This window comes from Flavobacterium piscis, from assembly GCF_001686925.1.
Lineage (GTDB): Bacteria > Bacteroidota > Bacteroidia > Flavobacteriales > Flavobacteriaceae > Flavobacterium > Flavobacterium piscis.
Genome location: NZ_LVEN01000042.1, coordinates 124,939 through 148,632 on the forward strand (window position 1 = coordinate 124,939; position 23,694 = coordinate 148,632).

Sequence of the window (23,694 nt, forward strand, 5' to 3'; positions counted from 1 at the left end):
AAAATGAAAAAAATTCTTATAACTGGCGGTGCTGGTTTTATTGGTTCTCATGTAGTGAGACGTTTTGTTAATAAATATCCAGATTATCAAATCTTTAATTTGGATGTCTTAACTTATGCTGGGAATCTGGAGAATATAAAAGATATTGAGAATAAATCAAATTATACTTTTGTAAAAGGTGATATTGTTGATGAAGTTTTTATTACTGAACTTTTTGCTACTCATAATTTTGACGGAGTTCTTCATTTAGCAGCTGAATCACATGTTGATCGATCTATTGAAGATCCTTTAGCATTTGTAAAAACAAATGTTATTGGAACTATGAATTTGTTAAATGCAGCAAAAAATCAATGGAAAGGAAATTTTGAGAATAAAAGATTTTACCATATAAGTACAGATGAAGTATATGGGTCTTTGGGCGCTGAAGGATTATTTACTGAAACAACAGCTTATGATCCTAATTCTCCTTACTCTGCTTCAAAAGCTAGTTCTGATCATTTTGTTAGAGCTTATGGTGAAACATATGGCTTGCCATATGTCTTGACTAATTGTTCGAACAATTATGGTTCATACCATTTCCCAGAAAAATTAATTCCACTTTTTATAAATAATATTATAAATAATAAACCATTGCCGGTTTACGGACATGGAAACTATACACGTGATTGGTTATTTGTAGAAGATCATGCGATTGCAATAGATCTAGTTTTCCATAAAGGTAATAACCATGAAACCTATAACATTGGAGGATTTAATGAATGGAAAAATATTGATTTGGTTAAATTACTATGTCAAATTATGGATCAGAAGTTAGGAAGAGAATCTGGAACATCCCAAGATTTAATTACACACGTGAAAGACAGACCTGGTCACGATTTGCGTTATGCGATTGATGCTTCTAAAATTAATAAAGAGTTAGGATGGAAGCCATCTGTTACTTTTGAAGAGGGATTAGAAAAAACTATAAATTGGTATTTAAATAATGAAGAGTGGCTGCATAATGTAACATCTGGCTCTTATAAGGAATACTATGAAAAACAATACTCATAACAATACTTTAATTGCTTATTTTTTTAAGATTAACTTAAATCACATGAAAAAAATAATATACGTTCTTATACTGTTTCTTACTTTTTTGTTCTCTTTTAATGCAAGTGCACAGGATATTCTTAGATCTAAAGATTTAAGTACTATAAAAGTAGACTATTTATCTGATGATGACCTGTCTAAAATAAGTGCTCAGCTTAGAAGCAATAACACTTCAATCGAACAGGCAGAACCAATGGCACTTTCTAAAGGAATGAGTCAAACAGAATTTAATAAGTTAAAAATCAGACTTTCCGAGTTCGAAAAGAAGAATTCTAAAGATTCAGGTAAAGCTAATGCCACAAAACAATCAGATAGTAATTCCGGGAGGAAACAAGAAAAAATAGTAAATGAAAAAGTTAAGGATTCTACCAATGCTTTGATTTTTGGTTCAGAATTGTTTGATAATCCTACGTTAAATTTCGAGCCAGATTTAAAACTTGCTACTCCAATGAATTACATTTTAGGTCCTGGAGATGAATTACAAGTAAGTATTTACGGAGTTCAGGAATACAATGAAAGTATTCCGGTAAGTGTAGAAGGTAAAATTTCCATTGATTACGTTGGACAAATAGCAGTTTCTGGTATGTCAATTGAAGCCGCTACTCAAAAAATTAAGGCAGCAATAGCAAGAGTTTATAGTACAGTTTCGTCTGGACAATCTCAAGTAAGTATAAGTTTAGGACGTATTCGTACTATTAAAATTACCGTTGTTGGAGGTAAACAGCCGGGTAACTATTCTATTTCATCTTTAGCAACAGTTTATAACGCTTTACATTTAGCGGGAGGACCAGGCAAAAATGGAAGTTACAGAAATATTGAATTAATTAGAAATAATAAAGTTTATAGAAATATTGATATCTATCGATTTTTAGTAAAAGGAGATCAGTCTGACAATGTTAGTTTAAAAGATAATGACGTAATTAGAATCCCTGCTTACAGTCAAAGAGTTACTGTTGAAGGAGAAGTAAAACGCCCCGGTATTTTTGAAATGAAAAAAAGCGAAAAATTCTCTGATCTATTAAATTTTGCATCTGGATTCAACGAATTTGCATATACTGCATCTGTAAATGTCCTGCAAAAAACAGGTAAAGAATTTAAGGTTCATGATATAAATGAGAGTGAATATAATACTTATCAGCCACAATCTGGAGATGTATTTAGAGTTACTAAAATTCTAAATCGTTTTGAAAATCGTATCAAAATTGACGGAGCAGTTTTCAGGCCAGATTACTATTCGTTCACTGAAGGAATGAGGATTTCTGATCTGATTACAAGAGCAGAAGGCTTGAAGGAGGATGCTTATACAAAAAGAGCAAGAATCATTCGTTTAAAAACCGATTTAACTACAGAAATTGTAAATGTAGATTTAAGTGCAGCCTTAAGTGGAGCCTTAAATGCTGATATAGAATTAAAAAGAGAAGACATTGTAACTGTTTATTCAATATTAGATTTTAGAGAAGAATATAAAGTTACAATTGACGGTGAAGTAAAAAATCCTGGTGAATATGAGTATTTTGAGAATTTAACTTTGAATGATCTAGTTGTTCAAGTTGGAGGATTAACGGGTTCAGCTTCTAAAAGAGTTGAAATTGCGAGAATGGTAAAATCAGATGAAATTGATGACGCAGATCCGAAACGCATTGAATTAGTTGAACTGGAAATTACAGCAGATAATAATGAGCAAATAAAAAACTTTGTTTTAAAACCGTTCGATGTTATTAATATAAGAAGAATGGCAGTTTACGAAAAACCGGAAATGGTATCCGTAAGTGGAGCGGTAAGTTATCCTGGTAAATATGTACTAGCAAATAAAAAAGAAACGGTATATAATGTTGTGATGAGAGCAGGAGGATTAACATCCATTGCTAATTTAGATGGCATGAAAATTAAGAGACCTATTAAACAGGAACAAATTGATAAACTACAAAGTATTGATTTGAACTTAACTAAAAATGATTCCTTAAAAGATAAACTCGCTAAAAAATTAAAAGAGGATTTAAAATTTGCAACTATTCCAGTTAATTGGGAAAAAATCGTAAAAGATAAAAACCATTATTCTAATGTTACATTGTTTCCTGGTGATGAGATTGAAGTTGCTGTTTATAATGAAGGGGTTAAAGTAACAGGAAATGTGTTGCTGACTTCTGAAATTCCATATAGAAGTGGAAAAGGATTTAAATATTATATTAATGCTGTAGGAGGTGTAGACAGTAAAGGGTGGAAGAAAAAGGCCTATATTATCTACCCAAATGGTAAAGCTTCAGTGACGGGATCATTTTTATTTTTTAGATCTTATCCTACAGTAACACCGGATTCTCAGATTGTAGTGCCGGAAAAACCTGAAACTAAAAAGATGAGTACCGGCGAGTGGGTTGGTATTGGTAGTGTGCTCACAAGTTTAGCATTGTTAATTGTTACAGCTTTTAAATAATTTTTAATGGATAATAGACTTAATGAAAACGATGAAATATCGTTAAAAGAATTACTCGCTAAAATAAAAGAATGGATTAACTATTTGCTTTTGCAAAGGAAAATTATTGTCTTAGCAGGAATTATTGGTGCCCTTTTAGGATTGACTTACTCATTTATAAAAAAACCAGTATATACTGCTACATTGACTTTTGCTTTAGAAGATGAAAAAGGTGGTGGTGGATTAGGAGGTGCATTAGGACTGGCTAGTTCTTTTGGTTTGGATTTAGGTGGAAGTGGAGGAGGAATTTTTTCTGGCTCTAATTTAACTGAATTGTTTAAATCAAGGTCAATGGTAGAGAAAACTTTATTATCTCCAGTTAATATAGATGGGAAAATAATTTCATTGGCTGAAATGTATATTCAGAACAATGAATGGAGAAAAAAATGGAATGATAAACCGAAATACTCTTCAATTCAATTTTCACCAAATGCAAATCGTAAAGCCTTTACTCGAGACCAAGATAGTATAATGGGATTAATGTATGTAAATCTTTCTAAATCGGGATTGTCTGTTGCGCAAAAAGACAAAAAAATATCAATTATAAATATAGATGTGTCATCGACTAATGAGTTATTCTCGAAATATTTTTGCGAAGCATTAGCAAGAGAAGTCGGTCAATTTTATATTGAGACTAAAAGTAAAAAAGCCAGAATTAATATGGCTATTTTAGAGCGTCAAGTTGATTCTGTTCGTGGAGAATTGAATGGAGCAATTACTGGAGTAGCAGTTGCAAATGATAATACTTTTAATTTAAATCCTGCTCTTAATGTTCGTCGTACTCCATCAGCAAGAAGACAAGTAGATGTACAGGCTAATACAGCTATATTGACAGAATTAGTTAAGCAAAGTGAATTGGCAAAAGTTACATTACGTAAAGAAATACCTTTAATTCAAGTAATTGATAGACCTATTTTACCATTGTATAAAGAGCGTTTTGGGAAAGCTAAAGGATTATTGATGGGAGGTTTTCTTGCTGGTTTTTTAACGGTTGCAGGATTAATAGTGAGAAAAGTATTTAGAGATCTATAGATATTTATGATTATTTAATTTTGTACTCATGCAAGCTTTAAAATATCCACAGTAAAATTAGTTAACAAACTAATGGCATTAAATTGTGCTTAAAAGAATTGAGATGATTTCTTTTTAAGAACTTCGTCGAAAGAGAAATTTACTAAAAAGAAATAAAAATAGTTAGTTTATAGAACTAAAATTTTAATGATAAAAAAATATTTTAAAACACCTAATGATAGAACACAAAGAGCCAACATAAATACGGTTCTTTCATTATTTTTTAGAGGTGGTAGCATTTTATTGCAATTTGCTCTAATTCCATTGACAATTGATTATGTAAAACCTGATGCGTATGGAGTATGGCTTACATTGTCCTCATTAGTAGGTTGGGTAGCTATGTTTGATATAGGTATTGGGAATGGATTAAAGAATAAACTTTCAGAGAGTTTGGCCGTTCAAGATTTCGAGAAAGCCCAAATGTATGTTAGTACAACCTATATGATAATTACTATAATTGCTTGTGTTTTAATAGCATTATATCTCTTATTTTATAAATGGGTTACTTGGCAAGTTGTATTTAATTCTAACTTCATTCCAGAAAACGAATTACAAAACGTAGTAACTATAGTTTCATTGTTTTTCTTGTTAAAGTTCATTACTGATATCATCAATGTAGTGGCTTCTTCATTTCAAATGGTTTCAATTAGTTCAATTCTTTTATTCATAAGTAATCTTGGATTAACAATTTCAGTTTGGATCTTGACCAAAACAACTAAAGCTGATTTGGTATTGTTGGCATTTTGCTTATCTGTTATACCATTTTTAATTTCACTTTTGGCCAATATTTATTTATTTAGTGGATATTTTAAAATCGCTAAGCCTTCTATTAAATATGTAGATTTTAGAAAATCAAAGGGAATAATGAGCTTGGGCTCTCAATTTTTTATTCTTCAGATAATTAGCCTTATCATATTTCAAACGGATAATATTCTAATTGCTCAACTATTTAGTCCAGCTGACGTAACTAATTTTAATGTTGCGTATAAATATTACAGTATCATTACTATTCTTTTTACAATAATTTTGGCACCTTACTGGACGGCATTTACTGAAGCCTATCATATAAAAGATTACTTATGGATAAAAAAAAGTATGCAGAAACTTTATAAGTACTGGTTCTTAAGCGTAATTATTCTTGGGATAATGTTGTGTTTTGCTAATTTTATAATTAAACTTTGGGTTGGTGATAAAGTTAGAGTTTCCTTAAATTTATCAATTGCTATTTGCGGGTATGTTGCTATTTCAAATTGGAATGGAATTTTAGCTAGTTTTCTTAATGGTGTTGGAAAAATTAGATTGCAAATTTATTCAGCAATTATAGTTGGAATAATAAATATCCCATTATCTTTTTTTTTAGTTAAAGTTCTAAATTGGAGTATTTATGCAATGCCAGCAGCAAATTTTATCAGTTTAAGTTTTGGATCAATAGTATGCTTTATTCAATATCGTAAAATAATTAAAAATGATGCGCAAGGTATTTGGAATAAGTAAAGTAATTTTAAAAAAAGCATTTCCATTTTTATTTAATATTGAAATCAATGCAATTATTGGTCAAAATGTTTTAATACCTAAGGTTTTCGCAATAGAAAATCATGGTAAAAAGGAATCGATTGTAATTGGAAATAATAACGAATTCAGTAATGATTTTCATATAAGATGTTATGATTATGGTAAAGTTACAATAGGTAATTATAATTGGACAAGTTTAAGAACACAAATAGTATGTGCTAATCGCGTTGTAATAGGTAACTATTGTATGTTTGGTCGAGATGTTTATATTAGTGATACCAATGAACATCCTATTGATCCAGTTGAACGATTAAATGCTACTATTAAATTTTGGAATGAAAGAACAGTTGATAGGTATCATTTAGTAGATAACTCCGAAGTTATAATAGGTGATAATGTATGGATAGGTGAGCGATCAATAATACTAAAAGGAGTTAAAATAGGAAATAATGCTGTGGTAGCCGCTGGATCTGTTGTTACCAAAGATGTTCTTGAAAACACGATAGTTGGTGGTAATCCAGCAAAAACTATAAAAAAATTAGGATAAAATTAAATTTAAAAATATGTATAAAATTCCTGTATATCAACCAGTACTTAATGGTAATGAAAAAAAATATGTTAATGAATGTTTAGACTCAACTTGGATTTCATCAAAAGGAAAATTCGTTTCAGAATTTGAAAATTCGTTTGCTGATTATGTAGGAGTTAAACATGCAACTACTGTTTCTAATGGAACAGTAGCAATTCATTTGGCTTTATTGGCGTTAGGTATTGGTGAAGGTGATGAAGTTATTGTACCTACATTAACTTACATTGCATCTGTAAATGCAATTGCTTATACAGGTGCCACCCCAGTTTTTGTAGATTCCATACAAGAGAGCTGGCAAATTGATCCAAAGGATGTTATTAAAAAAATAACCCCAAAAACTAAAGCAATAATGGCGGTTCATTTATATGGTTATCCATGTGATATGGATGCTTTAGTTGAAATATGTAAAAAAAATGATCTTTTTTTAATAGAAGATTGTGCAGAAGCTATTGGAACCATGTATAAAGGTAAACATGTTGGGACTTATGGCGATATTTCTACTTTCAGTTTTTTTGGAAACAAAACAATAACTACTGGAGAGGGAGGTATGGTCGTTACAAATGATGAAACACTTCATGAGCGTTCAGTACACTTTAAAGGTCAAGGTCTAGCGAAACATCGTCAATACTGGCATGATGTAATTGGATATAATTATAGGATGACAAATATTTGTGCCGCAATTGGATTAGCGCAGTTAGAAAATATTGAACAAGTATTAATAGAAAAGAAAAGAGTAGCAGACACATACAGGAAATGTTTAGAAAATACTTCCGTTATTTTTCATGATCCAAATGGAGAAGATGTTTATCATTCATATTGGATGTGCTCTATATTGACAAATGATGCAAAACAAAGAGATTTATTAAGAACACATTTAGAAAATGAAGGAATAGAAACGCGTCCACTATTCTATCCTGTGCATACTATGCCAATGTATTCGAGTCAATATCAGAGACATCCTGTTGCAGAAAATTTAGGATGGAGAGGAATGAACTTACCAAGTTATCCAACTTTAAAAACCGAAGAAATTGAATTTATATGTGAAAAAATAAAGGAAGTGTTGTAAAATGATTTTAGAAATTAGTAGCACTAATGTAGAAAACATTGAACTCCTTAAAGAGTTTATTGCATCAATGGGAGATAGTAGTAATTCTTTTAGATATTTCAATTCAAGACAAATTTCGGTTATTGATAATCATTTATCTACCATTCTATTATTATACAAAAATAAACCTATAGGGTATGGGCACTTGGATAAAGAAGTTGATAATGTATGGTTGGGAATAGCAATTAGTCAAAAGTTTTTAGGACATGGATATGGTAATGTTGTTATGCAATATTTAATTAAGAAGGCAGATGATTTAAAAGTACCTGAAGTTAAATTATCCGTTGATGAAAATAACGACAAGGCGATTAAATTATATATCAAATACGGATTTGTAAAACAACGAGAGGAAAATGGAGTATTGTTTTTCAGCAGAAAAGGTTAAGTATGAATAAACTGAATTTAGGAATATTAGCAGACCAATTTATTAATTGGGGAGGTGGAGTTGATTTTATTCGGTTGATTTTAAATGGATTGAATTCTATTAATGAAACTGAAAATAATATTAATATTTATGTATTTATTCCATATCACTCTGATTACAAAATAAAAATAAAAAATAAGATTAAATCAGTTTTAAATAAGCTATTTGGAAAAAAATATTTATTACAAAGAGTGATTAGTCAAAAATCATTTGTAGCTACTTTTAAAAGCGTCAATAATAATATTAAAGTTTATTATTACAATGGTACAGAAGCAGATCTAACTGAAAAGGCAATAAAATACAATATTGACTTTATGTTACCTTGCTTTAATTCCTTGTCATCAGATTTTCCAATTGAATGGGCTGGTTATATTTATGATTTTCAACATCGGTATCATCCCGATTTTTTTTCAACTGAAGAAATTAATAGTAGAAATGATAAATTTTCTACAATGCTTAATCAAGCTAAAACAATAATAGTAAATGCTAAATCGGTTGAAAATGATATTGATAAATTTTTTGGAAAGAGAAAAGCAAAGATAATTGCTTTACCATTTTGTCCCGTGCTAAATTTTGATTTTTTTAAAACGGAATTGAGCCTAACTAAATATAATCTGCCAGATAAGTATTTTATGATTTCAAATCAATTCTGGAGGCACAAAGATCATGTTACAGCTTTTAAAAGCTTTAGATTATTCTTAGACAAAATAGATGATAAAAAAGTTTGTCTAATTTGTACTGGTCAAACTCATGATGATCGTTTTCCAGATTATTTTGAATCATTACAGAATTTAATTATTGATTTAGATTTAAAGAGTAATATTTTGATACTTGGTTACATTCCAAAATTGGATCAACTCCAAGTTCTTAAAAACTGCATAGGAGTAATACAACCAACGCTGTTTGAAGGTGGACCAGGAGGAGGAGCAGTTTATGAGTCCGTAGCTTATGGTATTCCTTCAATTGTTTCTGATATACCAGTCAACACAGAATTGGATGATGAAACGGTTCTTTTCTTTAAGACGGGTTCGAAGGAAGATTTAGCGGAAAAGATGTTAACTCTTTTTTATAAAGAAAGGGTAGTCTATACCAAAAATGATCTGGTTAAAAAAAATAAAAAAGCTTTGTTAAAAATGGGAGAAGACATTCTAAAAGCTATTCAAGTAAATTAAGATGTATGCACTCCATAAAAAGAGTATTTATAATTGTTCGCAATGTTGATATTCTGAATAGTGAAATAATAATATGAAAATAATCGAACCACCTCTTGTAACCATAATAACTGTTTGTTATAATGCAGTACAGACTCTTGAGCAAACTATACTGAATGTAGTCAATCAAGATTGTAAAGATTATGAGTATGTTATAATAGATGGAGGAAGTACGGATGGTACATTAGAAATTGTTAAAAAATATAACGATAAAATTACTCATTGGGTCTCTGAGCCGGATAAAGGTATTTATGATGCTATGAATAAGGGAGCTGCTATTTCTAGAGGGAAGTGGTTATGCTTTATGAATTCAGGAGATACATTTTATCATACCAGCACACTTGAAGATTTATTTTCAAAATCGAATATTTTTGATGAGAATTATGATGTTATTTATGGTAATACAAATAAAATTTACCGAAATTTTAGTAAAATAATAAAGCCAGGTGAAATTAGACAAATTGCGAATCATTTGCCATTCTGTCACCAATCATCCTTAGTTTTAGCTGAAGTGTTCAAAAAGTATAATTTCAACTTGCAATATAAGATTGTAGCAGATGATCATCTATTTTACAGTTTATATAAAGATGGGTATCGATTCGGTTACATTGATCAAGTTATTTCTAATTATGAAGCTATGGAGGGTGTTTCAAGCAGAAAGTTTAAGAATGCACTATGGGAAAATTATCAAATCCGAGGAGGACAATCAAAAAGGTATTGGTATTTTCGATACTACCTTCCATTTTTATTTCGAAACACACTTCATTTAGTGTATATTACTACTTTTCATGAATAATAACACACCATTAATTTCAATAATTACTGCTACTTATAATTGTGCAGATAGTATTGAATCCACCATGCAATCTGTACTGGCTCAAAGTTATCCTAATGTTGAGTATATTATAATAGACGGAGAAAGTACAGATGGAACTATTGATATTATTAAGAGATATGAGAAAAACATAACCGTTTTTATTAGTGAGCCGGACAAAGGGATATATGATGCAATGAACAAGGGAATCCGTGCTTCCAAAGGAATATGGCTTAATTTTATGAATTCGGGAGACTTATTTTATTCCAAGGACTCAATTTGGAATTCCTTGAAAAACATTGATGACAAAGTTGGTTTCATATATTCTGACTTTTATGTTTTAAAAAAACAGCAACTTAAGTTAATTAATGCAAGTTATGATAAAGGAATAATCTTGCATCAATCCGTAATTTATAAAAGAGAACTTCATTTGAAATATGGTGAATATATTGTGAGCCAGAAATATATAATCTCTGATTACTTGTTTTTTCACCTTATTCCGATAGAATTGATTACGAAATCTCTCTATCCAATATCTATTAATTCTGCACCTGGAGTTTCCGCAGGAAATTGGACTTGGTATCAAAAGATATGTTTCGACTTTATTTTTCGTAAAATATCGATTTTTGAATTAGTAAGGGATTTAGTAATTAGGGTTGTCAAAAATGGTATTATTTCATGCTTAAAACTATTTAAGTAATGAATACAGCTGATTTTTTTGAACTGCTGATTAATAATAATTTATTATATTTTTCTTGTTTTGTTTGTGTTTGTCTTTTCTATTATTTTTTGTTTAGAAAAGTCTGTTTTTCCATGCTTGATCCAATATTCATATCTTTGGTGGGGTCAGCTTTTGGAGCCTCTGTAGTGATGTTTTTATTTGCAACATCTAAGATTTCATCTTTTTATTTTATTAATTATTTAGGGACACAGTTTGCTTTTTTAGCAGGTTTTGTATTTTTTGGTAAATTTTCTCCTACTGTTTTTATAAAATCAAAAATTAGATTTGATAATGTATTTTTTTTACAATGTTTTTTTATTGTCTCATTCGTTACATTTTTTGTATCAAATATAATTGTTTATGCAACTTTAGGTATTCCTCTTTTTTTAAAATCCAGACTTGATTTGACGGTTGATGCCGGCGGCTATGGTATATTTACCAGATTTGCTGAGGTTTCTGGTGCTGTAGCATTTTATCTCTTTTTACATTTTATTATTGTAGAAAAAAATGTTTCAAGGCTATTTAAATCTTCATTATTTTTTTATTTATTAGGTCATATAGTGGTTACTTTTTTAAGTGGCTCTAAATCGAGTGTGTGGTTTTTTGCAATGAATTATTTCTGTTTTCTTATACTTAATAAAAATAATACACGGGTTAAAGGTTTACTATTAAAATTACGTCAATATCAACTCAAAATAGTTTTAGTGGGTTTGATTTTTGCTTTTTGTATAATTTTGATAACGTTTGATGGTGAGCCTTCTGGCGCTTTTCTTTTTTTAGCTCAGCGGATAGTAGGATATGGGGATGTTTACTGGCATGCTTATCCAAATGCATATATTGAAAATCTACCACATAATCAATTTTTTGTAGCAGTGTTTGGTAGTTTTTTAGGTTTTTTCCGGATTGTAGATCCTTCCACTTTTCCTGAGCCTCTAGGATATTCTCTTACAAAGATGTTTTATACAGTTGATATGATTGTGGGGCCAAATCCAAGACATAACATATTTGGATATATTTATTTAGGACCCTATTTTTCAATTCTTTATTCATTTATTCTAGGCACTTTGCTTGGATATATACGAAAACTTTTTTTTAACGCCTATTCATTGAGAAGTCTTTCTAAGATACTTTTGCTTCTAGTTTATAGTATATTTATAAGTATCGAAACTGATATAAATTACATCGTTTTTCAATTAAATAACTTATTAGTGGTAATTCCATTTTTATTAGGAATTTCGATGTTTATTTACTATTTCTTTACATGTTCTATTGAAAATAAAGTGTCTAAATTTTAATTTGTATGTTTTTTACTTCTTTACCTTTTTTAATATTTCTCCCAATTGTTTTCTTGCTCTACTGGTTTGTTTTTCCCAGAGTTAGATCGCAGAATCTTTTTATTGTAGTCGCAAGCTATTTTTTTTACGGATGGTTGGATTGGCGTTTCTTGATTCTAATTTTTATTACAACTTTTTCAACTTTTTGGAGTGGAATTCTTTATGAGAAGTTTAGTAATAATTATAAACTTAGAAAAGTTATATCCACATTTATCATAGTTTTAAACCTTCTAATTCTCTGTGTTTTTAAATATTATAATTTTTTTACAGAAAACCTTCAGTTGCTATTCGAAGGAATTGGATTTCATTTTGATTTGACAACTTTGTCTTTGATATTGCCTATTGGAATAAGTTTTTATACATTTCAAGCTATTGGTTATACAATAGATGTTTATTCTAATAAAATTGAGCCTACTGACGATGGTGCTGCTTTTTTTGCGTACATGAGTTTCTTTCCTCAACTCACATCAGGCCCCATAGCTAAAGCTCCTAAATATTTGCCTCAATTTCTTCAAAAAAGAGATTTTGATTATAATTTAGCCGTTGATGGAATGCGCCAAATTTTATGGGGAGTATTTAAGAAAATGGTCGTTGCTGAAAGTTGTGCTACATTGGTAAATCAAATTTTCGGTGATATTCATAATCAATCGGGCTCTACTTTGTTATTGGGAGCTATTTACTATACTTTCCAAATATATTGTGACTTTTCTGGTTATTCTGATATAGCAATAGGGATTGGTAAGTTGTTTGGAATAAAACTAATGAATAATTTTAACTTGCCATATTTTTCAAGAGATATCACAGAGTTTTGGAGAAGATGGCATATTTCTTTGACGTCATGGTTTAGAGATTACATATATATACCATTGGGAGGCAATAGAGTGAGCAAAATGATTAGGATTAGAAACACAATTATCATTTTTCTTATTAGTGGATTATGGCATGGCGCTAATTGGACCTTTATTTGTTGGGGAGCCTACCATGCTATATTGTTTATTCCTCACTTAATTTTTAATGTAAAAGATAAGCATGTGGATAGCCTTAGATTCGGAAGATCGCTCGCTACTATTAAAGAGGTATGGAAAGTTTTGAAAACTTTTTTCTTGGTCTGCATAGGATGGATAATATTTAGAGCTAACGATATAAAGGAAGCATTCGCTTATATTAAAGGTATTTTTAGTACCTCTTTATTTTCATTTCCTCAAGTTATCGGATATAAAGCATTGTTCTTTATTCTTCTTCTCCTAGTTATAGAATGGTTGCAAAGAACAGAGATTCATACACTGAATATTTCTAAAATTAAGTCTCCACTGGTTCGTGTAGTGATATATTTAATTGTTTTTTTTATGATCATGGAGTATGGTGGAAATCAATCAGCATTCATTTATTTTAAATTTTAATGAAAAAGTTTTTATTCAAAACAACGGTTATAGGATTTTTTTTTCTATTTGTTTTTACTCTTATAGGGTATGGTATGAAATATTGTGAATGGTTAACTTCTATTTCAAATGCAAGCGAAGTTTATGAGTCCATATTTAAAAGTAAACGAAAATGTCATGCAGATACTTTGTTAATAGGAGATTCGGTCTGTGGTCAGTTATATCCAGTATCAGAATATAATGGAGAGATATACTCTATTCCTTGTAGTCAAGCAACTACACTTGCTGGACAATTTTTTTTATTAAACAATTTCTTTAAGGCAAATAAAAATAATTTGCCTAAACAAGTAATTTTAGTATATACTCCTTTTTCCTTTCAGAACAACCTTGACCATTTTGCTTTTAATTATCTATTAAAGCCCTTCTATAACGAGGAGTACATAGCTTTATTTGATGATAATTTAAAAAAACAAGTGACAAATATCCCTTTTTATTACTTAACACCATTTCCTTTTACAAGAGCAGTAAATTTCTCACCGAGTTATGATGGGAATTTAAAGAAGTCAAAGTTATTATCACCTATTTCTGAATCGTATTTGATAAAAATTGATAGTTTATGTGGTAGAAATAATGTGAAGTTTGTGTTGAAACCGACTCCTGTTAAAAAAAGCTTTTTGTCTGAAATTCAAAATTTGGAAATAGATAGTAAAAGTAAGGCTTACAGGATTGTTTCAAATTATAAGGAGCAAATTCAATATCTTCCTGATACACTTTTTGCTGATAATGTACATTTCAAGAAAGAATACATTCCAAAGGACTATTTTAAATTAGTAAAATAATTATAATTAATTTTTATAAAATTATGAATATTCAAACAACAGCAGTAGTTGTTACATATAACCCAGATCTATCTACTCTACGAAGGCAATTTATGAGTATTTATGAGCAAGTAGATGCCATTGTTTACGTTGATAACGGTTCGAAAAACATCGATTTAATTAATGAGTTATTTCTAGAATTTGTAGAACAAACAAAGATTAAGTTATTTATAATATCAAATCTTTCCAATCTAGGACTAGGATATGCCCAAAATCAGGGTATAAAAAAAGCAATGGAACTGGATTCAAATTTTGTATTAATTTTGGATCATGATTCGGTTCTTACATCAGGATTTGTTAATGAGTTAGTCAATTCTACAATAGATTTAAAAAATTTAGGGGTTAAGGTTGGAGCAGTAGGGCCAGTATATATTAATGAGAAAACAAATGAGCAATATCCAATTACACGTTATATTGGTCCATTTATAAATAGGGTAAGTCCTGCCGAAGGTTCAAGTATTGAAGCTTCTTTTTTAATAGCATCAGGGTGTCTAATTTCTAAAGATGTTTTGAATGAAGTTGGGTTGATGAATGAGGAATTGTTTGTTGATTATATAGATGTTGAATGGTCTTTTAGATGTAAATCAAAAGGTTATAAATTATTTGCAATCCAAAGAGCCTTAATGCATCATGAAATTGGAGATAATCGTGTCTCTGTTTTGGGTAGAATGATTTCAGTTCATTCTCCTATTCGTCGATATTATCTTTCAAGAAATAGTATCTATATGTTAAGATGCTCGTATGTTGGTTGGGGGTATAAACTAAGGGAATTAGTCTTTAATGTTTTTCGAATTTTTATTTTTACAATAATTTCCAACGATAGATTAAGCTATCTTAAACTTTCATTTAGAGGATTAAGAGATGGGATAAAAGGGAAATTTGGTTCTATTTAGAGTTGAATTCAGTAATTATAAATTAAAAAGGAATGAGATTAATACCTTTTAAAAAATATACTTTTTAATGAAAATTTTTCAAGTAGTAACTTTAGCATACTTAGGCGGAGCTCAGTCTGTTGTTATAAATTTGGTGACGGAAGCAATCAAAGATGGACATCAAGTTTTTGTTTTGTCCGAACAGAACGGTCCAATGTGGGATCAAATTCCTGAAAGTGCGATTAAGATAAAAATAAAAAATCTTCAGAGATCAATAAATCTTTTTAAAGATTTGTCGGTTATGTTTTCTTTGTATAAATTGTATAGAAAACATAAGCCAGATGTAATTCATTTACATTCTTCAAAAATTGGCTTACTGGGACGTTTAATATTTCCTTCAAAAAAAATCGTTTACACAGTGCATGGTTTTGATTCAATAAGAATTGCATTCAAAAAATTTCTTCCTTTAGAAAGACTTTTACAATATCGTACAAGACATATTGTCGGTGTTAGTAATTATGATCTCGAAATGATGTCGAAAGAAAGAATATTTAAGAACACAAGTGTAATATATAATGGATTGTTAGATTGGACAAATTTTGAACCATCTTCAACAAATGAAATTTTAAATCAAAGCATTGATGAATTAAGAAGATTAAAAGAAGAGGATTTTTTTATTATTCTTGCAACAGCTAGATTAACCCCTCAAAAAAGATTCGAAACTTTTCAAAGTGTAGCGGAGGAATTTGTAAATGAGAAAGTTAAATTTGTATGGGTTGGTAATCAGTATCAACCAAAAGATTTACCTGAAAACTTAATTTGTTTAGGAAATATTCCCACTGCATGTTATCTCCTAAAATATATTGATTTGTTTATGCTTCCTTCAAATTATGAAGGTTTGCCAATGTCAATAATAGAGGCTTTAGCATATGGAAAACCTGTAATAGCATCTAATGTAGGAGGAATTGGTGAAATTTTAAATGAAAAAAATGGATTTGCACTTAATAACAATGTTAGCGATTTTGTCAATAAAATTAAATTTTATAGAGATAGTGCATCAGAATATGAAAGAGCAAGTATTGCGGCTAGAAAAAGTTACGAAGACCAATTTACTTTAGATAAAATGTATAGAAAATATTTGTCTCTTTATAATACAATAAATCATCACTAGTTATTTCTTTATATAGTTAGTCTAAAAATATAATATAATGCAAGGAAAGAAAATAATTTATGAATAAGTTATTAATCACTGGAGCCACTGGTTTTCTTGGTAGAAACATTTTAACTGTTTTAAAAGAATCAGATTTTCAAATTATGACACTAGGAAATCTAAGTACTGATATTGTTTGTGATATTAGTTGTGAAATTCCTAACTTTAATTGCAATTTTGATTATGTAATACACGCCGCCGGAAAGGCCCATAGTGTACCCAAATCCGAGTCCGAGAAACAAGAATTTTACCAAGTCAATATAGAAGGAACAAAAAATTTAATAGCAGGTTTTGAGAAAAGTAATTTTTTACCGAAATATTTTATTTTTATTAGTTCAGTAAGTGTATATGGTCTAGAAACTGGAAATAATATTAATGAAGAACATTCGCTTTTAGCAAAAGATGCTTATGGATTAAGTAAAATTGGCGCAGAAGACTTAATTAAAGAATGGTGTGGAAAAAACAATGTCATTTGTACGATATTGCGGTTACCTTTACTAGTTGGTAAAAATGCTCCCGGTAATTTGGGAACTATGGTAAAAGCTATTGAAAAAGGCTATTATTTTAATATTGGTGGAGGTAAAGCTAGAAAAAGTATGGTATTAGCAAAAGACGTGGCTACTTTTATTCCAAAAGTAGCTGTTGTTGGTGGGACATATAATTTAACGGATGGTATAGATCCTAGTTTCAACGAGTTGAGTAATGCTATTTCGAAAAAAAATAAAACGACTCTAAACTTGCCTCTTTTTGTAGCAAGAATAATGGGGCTTTTGGGAAATTTATTAGGTGATCAGTCTCCAATAAATTCTTTCAAATTAAAAAAAATCACATCTGATTTGACTTTTGATGATTCAAAGGCAAGAACTCTTTTAGGTTGGAATCCCCAATCCGTGATTGATTACCTTAAAAATAATGACATTTAATAATTAAATAAAAATGAAAGTAGCACTTATTACAGGAATTACAGGACAAGACGGATCATATTTAGCTGAATTGTTATTAGAAAAAGGATATATGGTACATGGGGTTAAACGAAGAGCATCTTCATTTAATACGCAGCGTATTGATCATATTTATCAGGATACGCATGAAGCGCATGTAAATTTTAAGTTACACTATGGTGATTTAACGGATTCTACTAATATAATCAGAATCATTCAAGAGGTACAACCCGACGAAATCTATAATTTAGGAGCAATGAGCCATGTAAAAGTATCTTTTGATTCGCCAGAATACGTTGCGAATGTTGATGGAATTGGTACACTAAGAATTTTAGAGGCAGTGCGTATCTTAGGTTTAGAAAAGAAAACCCGTATATATCAGGCATCAACATCTGAATTGTATGGTGGTTTGGCTGAGAATAAAAACGAAAAGGGATTATATGATGAGCATTCACCATTTTATCCACGTTCACCTTATGGAGCTGCAAAAATTTATGGTTTTTGGATTACCAAAAATTATCGTGAAGCCTATAATATGTTTGCTTGCAATGGAATTTTGTTTAATCACGAATCACCCCGTCGAGGAGAAACTTTTGTAACACGTAAAATAACTATGGCTACGGCAGCTATTGCTTTAGGAGAACAAGAGTGCTTATATTTAGGAAACCTAGATGCTCAACGTGATTGGGGACACGCAAAAGATTATGTGGAAGCAATGTGGAGAATCCTTCAGCAAGATATTGCCGAAGATTATGTAATTGCAATGGGAGAAACTACCTATGTACGTGATTTTGTTAAAATGTCATTTGCAGAAGTAGGAATAGATATCGAATTTAGAGGAGAAGGAGTAGATGAAAAAGGATATGTTGCTTCTTGTAGTAATCCTGCTTACCAGATTGAATTAGGTAAACAAATTATTGCGGTTGATCCACAATATTTCCGTCCTACAGAGGTAGATTTGCTTATAGGAGATCCTACGAAATCTAAGACTCAATTAGGCTGGGTGCCTCAGTATGATTTAGCAGGATTAGTTAAAGAAATGATGGCTTCTGATCTTCAATATGTTCTTAAAGAAAAAATGTTAAAAGAAGTAAGGTCAAGTATTAATTATTAATTCAAATAAAACAAGTTTATTCTTGAATTAAAAAATCATCATTATGAATTTAAATGATAAAATATACATAGCTGGACATCGGGGAATGGTAGGTTCAGCTATTTTACGTCAATTAAGAAATAAAGGTTTCAATAATTTTATTTTGAAAACTTCTTCAGAACTAGATTTAAGAAATCAACAAGCGGTTGCTGATTTTTTTGAACAAGAAAAACCAGATTATGTTTTCTTGGCAGCTGCAAAAGTAGGAGGGATTATTGCTAATAATACTTATAGAGGAGATTTCATCTATGAAAACTTAATGATTCAAAATAATGTGATTCATCAAGCCTATTTGCAGAATGTAAAAAAATTAATGTTTTTGGGGTCTTCTTGTATTTATCCAAAAATGGCTCCTCAGCCTTTAAAAGAGGAATATATGCTGACTGGAGAATTAGAGCCAACAAATGAACCTTATGCTATTGCTAAAATTGCTGGCATTAAAATGTGTGACGCTTATAGGGATCAGTTTGGCTGCAACTTTATTTCTGTAATGCCTACAAATTTATATGGACCAAATGACAATTATGATTTAAAAAACTCACATGTATTACCTGCAATGCTTAGAAAATTCATTACAGCAAAGCGTAATAAAGAGACTTCAGTTACTATATGGGGAACAGGAAGTCCTAAAAGAGAGTTTTTGCATGCTGATGATCTTGCTGAGGCGTGTGTCTTTCTAATGGAAAATTATAATGAAGCTGGATTGGTCAATATTGGAGTTGGAGAAGATATTTCAATTTTAGATCTGGCAATTTTAGTTAAAAAAATCGTTGGTTTCGAAGGTGAAATTCTAACGGATACAACCAAGCCAGATGGTACTCCACGTAAATTAATGGACGTTTCTAAACTAAGCAGTTTCGGTTGGAAGGCTAAAACTAGCTTGGAAGAAGGTGTTCAGAAAGTTTACAACGAAATAAAAGATACTAATTGGGAGTAACCTCATAAATAATGCAATACACAATACTAGGAATAATTTTAATGATTTTGATGTTGCTTTATTTTAAAGTGGCTGATCGTTATAATATTATTGACAAACCCAATCAAAGAAGTTCACATACAGAAATTACCTTAAGAGGAGGTGGAATCATTTTTTGGTTCGCTGCTCTAATTTATTTTTTACAAAACATTCAGACGAATTATTTTTTCTTTACCGGGATAACTTTGGTCAGTTTAGTAAGCTTTTGGGATGATATTAAGAGTTTGTCTAACAAAATCAGGATTTCAATTCACTTTTTATCCATTACTCTGATTTTTTATGATTTAGGAGTATTTACCCTGATGCCTTTTTATGGAGTTGGTATTGCTTATATCCTGGCAATAGGATTGATAAATGCTTATAACTTTATGGATGGGATTAATGGTATCACAGGATTGTATACTTTGGTCGTTATGGGGGCATTATTATATGTTAACAAAAACATTCAATTTTTCTTTGATGCTGTTTTTATAAAGTATGCGATGATCGCCAGTTTAGTTTTCTTATTTTTTAACTATAGAAAAAAGGCAAAATGTTTTGCCGGGGATATTGGCAGTATCGCTATTGCTTTTTGGGTCATTTATTTGGTTTTGAAATTGATATTAGTAACCAATTCGCTTGTATGGCTTTTATTCTTAGCGATCTATGGTGTTGATGCCATTTGTACCATTCTCCATCGATTGTACTTAAAACAAAATATTTTTGAAGCACATCGTCTTCATTTATACCAGGTTTTAAGTAATGAATATAAAATGCAACACCGTTTGGTCTCTTTATACTACGCAATCGCTCAAAGTGCAGTTTCAGCTTTAGTTATCTTTTTATATCAAAAGGTTAATGATATAGTACTATTTGTAATTGTGATATCACCATTACTTTTATTATATAGCCTTAAGTTTTATTTGTTAAATAAAAGCGATTTAAAATTAAAGGCATGATTCCAAAAATAATTCAGGGAGGTAATTTCTCCGATCATCGCGGAACTATTTCGTATGTTAATGATTTTAAGTTTTCGGATATCGAAAGATTCTATATCATTAGTAATTCTGAAGGAAATCCTATTCGTGCCTGGCAAGGGCATAAATTAGACACCAAAAACTTTTATTGTTTAACCGGTTCTTTCAATATTCATTTTATAAAAATTGATAATTGGGAAAATCCCTCGAAAGAATTAACAGTAGAAACTATTTATGTTTCTGCTAATGACAGTAAGATAGTTCATATTCCTGGGGGTTATGCTAATGCTATAGAATCTTTAGAAAAAGATTCAAAACTAATTTCTTTTTCAACATTACCGCTTGCAAATGTTGGTGACGATGATGTTCGTTATGCTTCAGATTATTGGAAAATTAATGAAAAATAACCGAATTTATTTATCCTTATCTGAGCAAAGCGGTTTTGAACAAGATTATATTCAAAAGGCTTTACAAACAAATTGGATCACTTCCGGAGGACCAAATGTTAATGAATTTGAAAGTGCTTTAGAAAATTATCTAGATGACAAATCATTTGTATCGGCTCTCAATTCAGGTACATCAGCTATTCATTTAGCATTGGTGTTGTTAGGTGTGAAGGAAGGGGATGAGATTATTTGTCAAACTATGACTTTTTCGGCTTCGGCAAATCCAATTCTGTATCAGGGAGCTATTCCTGTTTTTGTAGACAGCGAATTAGACACTTGGAATATTTGTCCTGAATATTTAGAAGCTGCAATTAAAGATAGAATTAAAAAAGGCAAAAAGCCTAAAGCGATTATAGCAGTGCATCTTTATGGAACTCCTTATAAAGTGGATGAAATTCATGCTATTGCTGATAAGTACGATATTCCAATTATCGAAGATAGTGCCGAAGCTTTAGGAAGTTCTTATAAAGGAAAAAAATGCGGGAGTTTTGGAGATTTCGGAGTTTTTTCATTCAATGGAAATAAAATAATTACGACCTCAAGTGGGGGAGCATTAGTCACTAATTCAAAAGAATTAAAAGAAAAAGCCATTTTTTATGCAACACAATCGAAAGATGATGCGGTGCATTACCAACATAGTCAGATAGGTTATAATTACCGAATGAGTAATATTTGTGCCGGAGTGGGATTGGGGCAGATGAAAATTTTAGATAAAAATGTAGGTTCCAGAAGAAAGACAAATATTTTTTATAAGGAGATATTTATGAATATTGAAGAAGTGGATGTTTTTGAGAGTATTAATGAAAATTATTTTTCGAACTATTGGTTAAGTACTATTCTCGTTGAACCTTATAAAAATAGAAATAAAGAGAGTTTGAGACTTGCACTTGAAAATGCAAATATAGAAAGTCGCCCACTTTGGAAACCTATGCATTTACAGCCAATTTTCGAAAAATACCCATATTACGGTAATAAAATTGCCAAAAATTTATTTGAAAAAGGATTATGTTTACCCTCGGGATCAAATTTGTCAATAGAAGATAGAAAGAGAATTAGAGAAGTTATAGTTGACTTCTTTAAAAATAAATAAGAATTGATTTTAATATGAAAATTGAAGAAACGTTTATAAAAGATTTAGTAGTTGTAGAACCAACAGTTTTTGGTGACGAAAGAGGTTATTTTTTTGAATCATATAGTAAAACTAAATTTGAAGATTTAGGTATTACTATTGATTTTGTTCAGGACAATCAATCTTTTTCTAAAAAAGGAACTTTAAGAGGTCTACACTATCAAAATCCACCATTTGCACAAACCAAATTAGTTCGTGTTTTAGAAGGTGAAATTATTGATGTAGCTGTAGATTTGAGAAAAGATTCTCCGACTTATGGAAAAGCATTTAGTGTTCTATTATCTGCTGAGAACAAAAAACAGTTATTAGTTCCTCAGGGGTTTGCTCATGGTTTTTCAGTAATTAGTGAAACAGCATCGGTAATGTATAAATGTGATCAGTTTTATAATAAAGCCTCAGAAGGCGGAATTAAATTTGACGATCCCTCTTTAAATATTGATTGGGGAATGGATTTGAAAGATGCAATTGTTTCTGAAAAAGATCAAATACTTCCTTTTATTGAAAATTGTAATAGTTTATTTTAATGAGAAAAATTCTTGTAACGGGAGCAAACGGACAATTAGGTTCTGAATTAGCTGTTTTATCATTAAATTATCCTCAGTACGAATGGATTTTTGCTGATAGAAGTCAAATTACTTTAGATAATTTAGAACTTCTTGAAATTCAACTCAATCAAATTCAACCTAATGTAATTTTTAATTGTGGTGCCTATACAGCAGTTGATAAGGCTGAAACTGAAAAAGAGCTGGCTTTTACCATAAATGATAGAGCAGTGGAATTAATTGCAAAATATACTCAAGAGAATAATGTGAAACTAATCCATATTTCTACAGATTATGTTTTTGATGGGACTTCTTCAATTGCCTTAAATGAAGACGAGAAAACTAATCCTATCAATGTTTATGGATCTAGTAAAAGAGCGGGGGAAATTGCTTGTTTGAAAGAAAATCCAAATTCAATTATTATAAGAACTTCCTGGGTCTACAGTAAATTTGGAAATAATTTTGTAAAAACGATGCAACGATTAATGCAGGAAAGAGATGCTATTAACGTGGTAAACGATCAAATTGGCTCTCCGACATATGCAACTGATCTTGCTCAAGCTATGGTTGATATTTTGGAATTTCCGAAATGGACTCCGGGGATTTACAATTATTCTAATGAGGGTGAAATAAGTTGGTATGAATTTGCGTTGAGCATACAGGAATTTGGAGGATACAGTTGTAATGTTGGCGGTATACCATCAGCATCCTATCCAACTCCTGCAAAACGTCCTGAATTTTCATTATTAGATAAGAAAAAAATTAAAACTATTTATAATCTGGATATTCCAAATTATAAAGAAAGTTTGAAAAAAATGTTTATATAAAATAAGTAAAGATGATTTTAAGATGTGATTGCAGCATTTCGGTAT

Annotated in this window: 23 protein-coding genes; all 23 read left to right on the forward strand. The window is 30.4% G+C overall.

What is annotated here, in order from left to right:
• The first annotated feature begins 3 nt into the window (after window positions 1-3).
• The 23 genes from rfbB to rfbD all read left to right on the forward strand — a co-directional run bounded on the left by rfbB (window position 4) and on the right by rfbD (window position 23,649).
• Window positions 4-1,050, forward strand: a complete 1,047-nt coding sequence (gene rfbB, locus FLP_RS17930; protein ID WP_065450876.1) for a dTDP-glucose 4,6-dehydratase — start codon at window positions 4-6, stop codon at window positions 1,048-1,050.
• A gap of 43 nt (window positions 1,051-1,093) precedes the next feature.
• Window positions 1,094-3,520, forward strand: coding sequence for an SLBB domain-containing protein (locus FLP_RS17935; protein ID WP_065451181.1), 2,427 nt, complete (start codon window positions 1,094-1,096; stop codon window positions 3,518-3,520).
• Between the two features lie 6 nt (window positions 3,521-3,526).
• Window positions 3,527-4,591 (forward strand): Wzz/FepE/Etk N-terminal domain-containing protein, encoded by a 1,065-nt coding sequence (locus FLP_RS17940; protein ID WP_065450877.1) that lies wholly within the window; start codon window positions 3,527-3,529, stop codon window positions 4,589-4,591.
• Window positions 4,592-4,777: 186 nt separating this feature from the next.
• The gene (locus FLP_RS17945; RefSeq protein ID WP_083195900.1) at window positions 4,778-6,124 is read left to right on the forward strand and encodes a lipopolysaccharide biosynthesis protein; all 1,347 of its coding nucleotides are present in this window, start codon (window positions 4,778-4,780) and stop codon (window positions 6,122-6,124) included.
• On the forward strand, window positions 6,096-6,689 hold the full coding sequence (locus FLP_RS25790; protein ID WP_123921687.1) for an acyltransferase: 594 nt from the start codon (window positions 6,096-6,098) through the stop codon (window positions 6,687-6,689). Before FLP_RS17945 ends, FLP_RS25790 begins: the two co-directional genes overlap by 29 nt.
• A 16-nt stretch (window positions 6,690-6,705) precedes the next feature.
• Window positions 6,706-7,797 (forward strand): DegT/DnrJ/EryC1/StrS family aminotransferase, encoded by a 1,092-nt coding sequence (locus FLP_RS17955; RefSeq protein WP_065450878.1) that lies wholly within the window; start codon window positions 6,706-6,708, stop codon window positions 7,795-7,797.
• 1 nt (window position 7,798) lies between these two features.
• Window positions 7,799-8,221 (forward strand): GNAT family N-acetyltransferase, encoded by a 423-nt coding sequence (locus tag FLP_RS17960; protein ID WP_065450879.1) that lies wholly within the window; start codon window positions 7,799-7,801, stop codon window positions 8,219-8,221.
• Between the two features lie 2 nt (window positions 8,222-8,223).
• Window positions 8,224-9,432: a glycosyltransferase gene (locus FLP_RS17965; protein ID WP_065450880.1), complete on the forward strand. Its 1,209-nt coding sequence runs from the start codon at window positions 8,224-8,226 to the stop codon at window positions 9,430-9,432.
• 73 nt (window positions 9,433-9,505) lie between these two features.
• A complete protein-coding gene (locus tag FLP_RS17970) occupies window positions 9,506-10,267 on the forward strand; it encodes a glycosyltransferase family 2 protein (protein WP_083195901.1) in 762 nt (253 codons plus the stop codon).
• Entirely contained in the window at window positions 10,260-10,985 is a 726-nt protein-coding gene (locus tag FLP_RS17975) for a glycosyltransferase family 2 protein (protein WP_065450881.1), read from the forward strand. Before FLP_RS17970 ends, FLP_RS17975 begins: the two co-directional genes overlap by 8 nt.
• Entirely contained in the window at window positions 10,985-12,301 is a 1,317-nt protein-coding gene (locus FLP_RS17980; RefSeq protein WP_065450882.1) for an O-antigen polymerase, read from the forward strand. The genes FLP_RS17975 and FLP_RS17980 overlap by 1 nt, the downstream gene beginning before the upstream one ends.
• A 5-nt stretch (window positions 12,302-12,306) precedes the next feature.
• Window positions 12,307-13,740 (forward strand): MBOAT family O-acyltransferase, encoded by a 1,434-nt coding sequence (locus FLP_RS17985; protein WP_065450883.1) that lies wholly within the window; start codon window positions 12,307-12,309, stop codon window positions 13,738-13,740.
• Entirely contained in the window at window positions 13,740-14,558 is an 819-nt protein-coding gene (locus FLP_RS17990) for a hypothetical protein (protein WP_065450884.1), read from the forward strand. The genes FLP_RS17985 and FLP_RS17990 overlap by 1 nt, the downstream gene beginning before the upstream one ends.
• Window positions 14,559-14,581: 23 nt before the next feature.
• A complete protein-coding gene (locus tag FLP_RS17995) occupies window positions 14,582-15,490 on the forward strand; it encodes a glycosyltransferase family 2 protein (protein WP_065450885.1) in 909 nt (302 codons plus the stop codon).
• Window positions 15,491-15,557: 67 nt separating this feature from the next.
• On the forward strand, window positions 15,558-16,640 hold the full coding sequence (locus tag FLP_RS18000; RefSeq protein WP_065450886.1) for a glycosyltransferase: 1,083 nt from the start codon (window positions 15,558-15,560) through the stop codon (window positions 16,638-16,640).
• A gap of 59 nt (window positions 16,641-16,699) precedes the next feature.
• Window positions 16,700-17,602, forward strand: coding sequence for an NAD-dependent epimerase/dehydratase family protein (locus FLP_RS18005; protein ID WP_065450887.1), 903 nt, complete (start codon window positions 16,700-16,702; stop codon window positions 17,600-17,602).
• 13 nt (window positions 17,603-17,615) lie between these two features.
• Entirely contained in the window at window positions 17,616-18,734 is a 1,119-nt protein-coding gene (gene gmd / locus FLP_RS18010) for a GDP-mannose 4,6-dehydratase (protein ID WP_065450888.1), read from the forward strand.
• Window positions 18,735-18,777: 43 nt separating this feature from the next.
• Window positions 18,778-19,710 (forward strand): GDP-L-fucose synthase family protein, encoded by a 933-nt coding sequence (locus tag FLP_RS18015; RefSeq protein WP_065450889.1) that lies wholly within the window; start codon window positions 18,778-18,780, stop codon window positions 19,708-19,710.
• 11 nt (window positions 19,711-19,721) lie between these two features.
• Window positions 19,722-20,687, forward strand: a complete 966-nt coding sequence (locus FLP_RS18020) for an MraY family glycosyltransferase (protein WP_065450890.1) — start codon at window positions 19,722-19,724, stop codon at window positions 20,685-20,687.
• The gene (locus tag FLP_RS18025) at window positions 20,684-21,112 is read left to right on the forward strand and encodes a cupin domain-containing protein (protein WP_065450891.1); all 429 of its coding nucleotides are present in this window, start codon (window positions 20,684-20,686) and stop codon (window positions 21,110-21,112) included. Before FLP_RS18020 ends, FLP_RS18025 begins: the two co-directional genes overlap by 4 nt.
• Window positions 21,102-22,241 (forward strand): DegT/DnrJ/EryC1/StrS family aminotransferase, encoded by a 1,140-nt coding sequence (locus tag FLP_RS18030; RefSeq protein WP_065451185.1) that lies wholly within the window; start codon window positions 21,102-21,104, stop codon window positions 22,239-22,241. Before FLP_RS18025 ends, FLP_RS18030 begins: the two co-directional genes overlap by 11 nt.
• A 14-nt stretch (window positions 22,242-22,255) precedes the next feature.
• A complete protein-coding gene (gene rfbC / locus FLP_RS18035; RefSeq protein WP_065450892.1) occupies window positions 22,256-22,804 on the forward strand; it encodes a dTDP-4-dehydrorhamnose 3,5-epimerase in 549 nt (182 codons plus the stop codon).
• A complete protein-coding gene (rfbD, locus tag FLP_RS18040) occupies window positions 22,804-23,649 on the forward strand; it encodes a dTDP-4-dehydrorhamnose reductase (protein WP_065450893.1) in 846 nt (281 codons plus the stop codon). Before rfbC ends, rfbD begins: the two co-directional genes overlap by 1 nt.
• Window positions 23,650-23,694 lie beyond the last annotated feature (45 nt).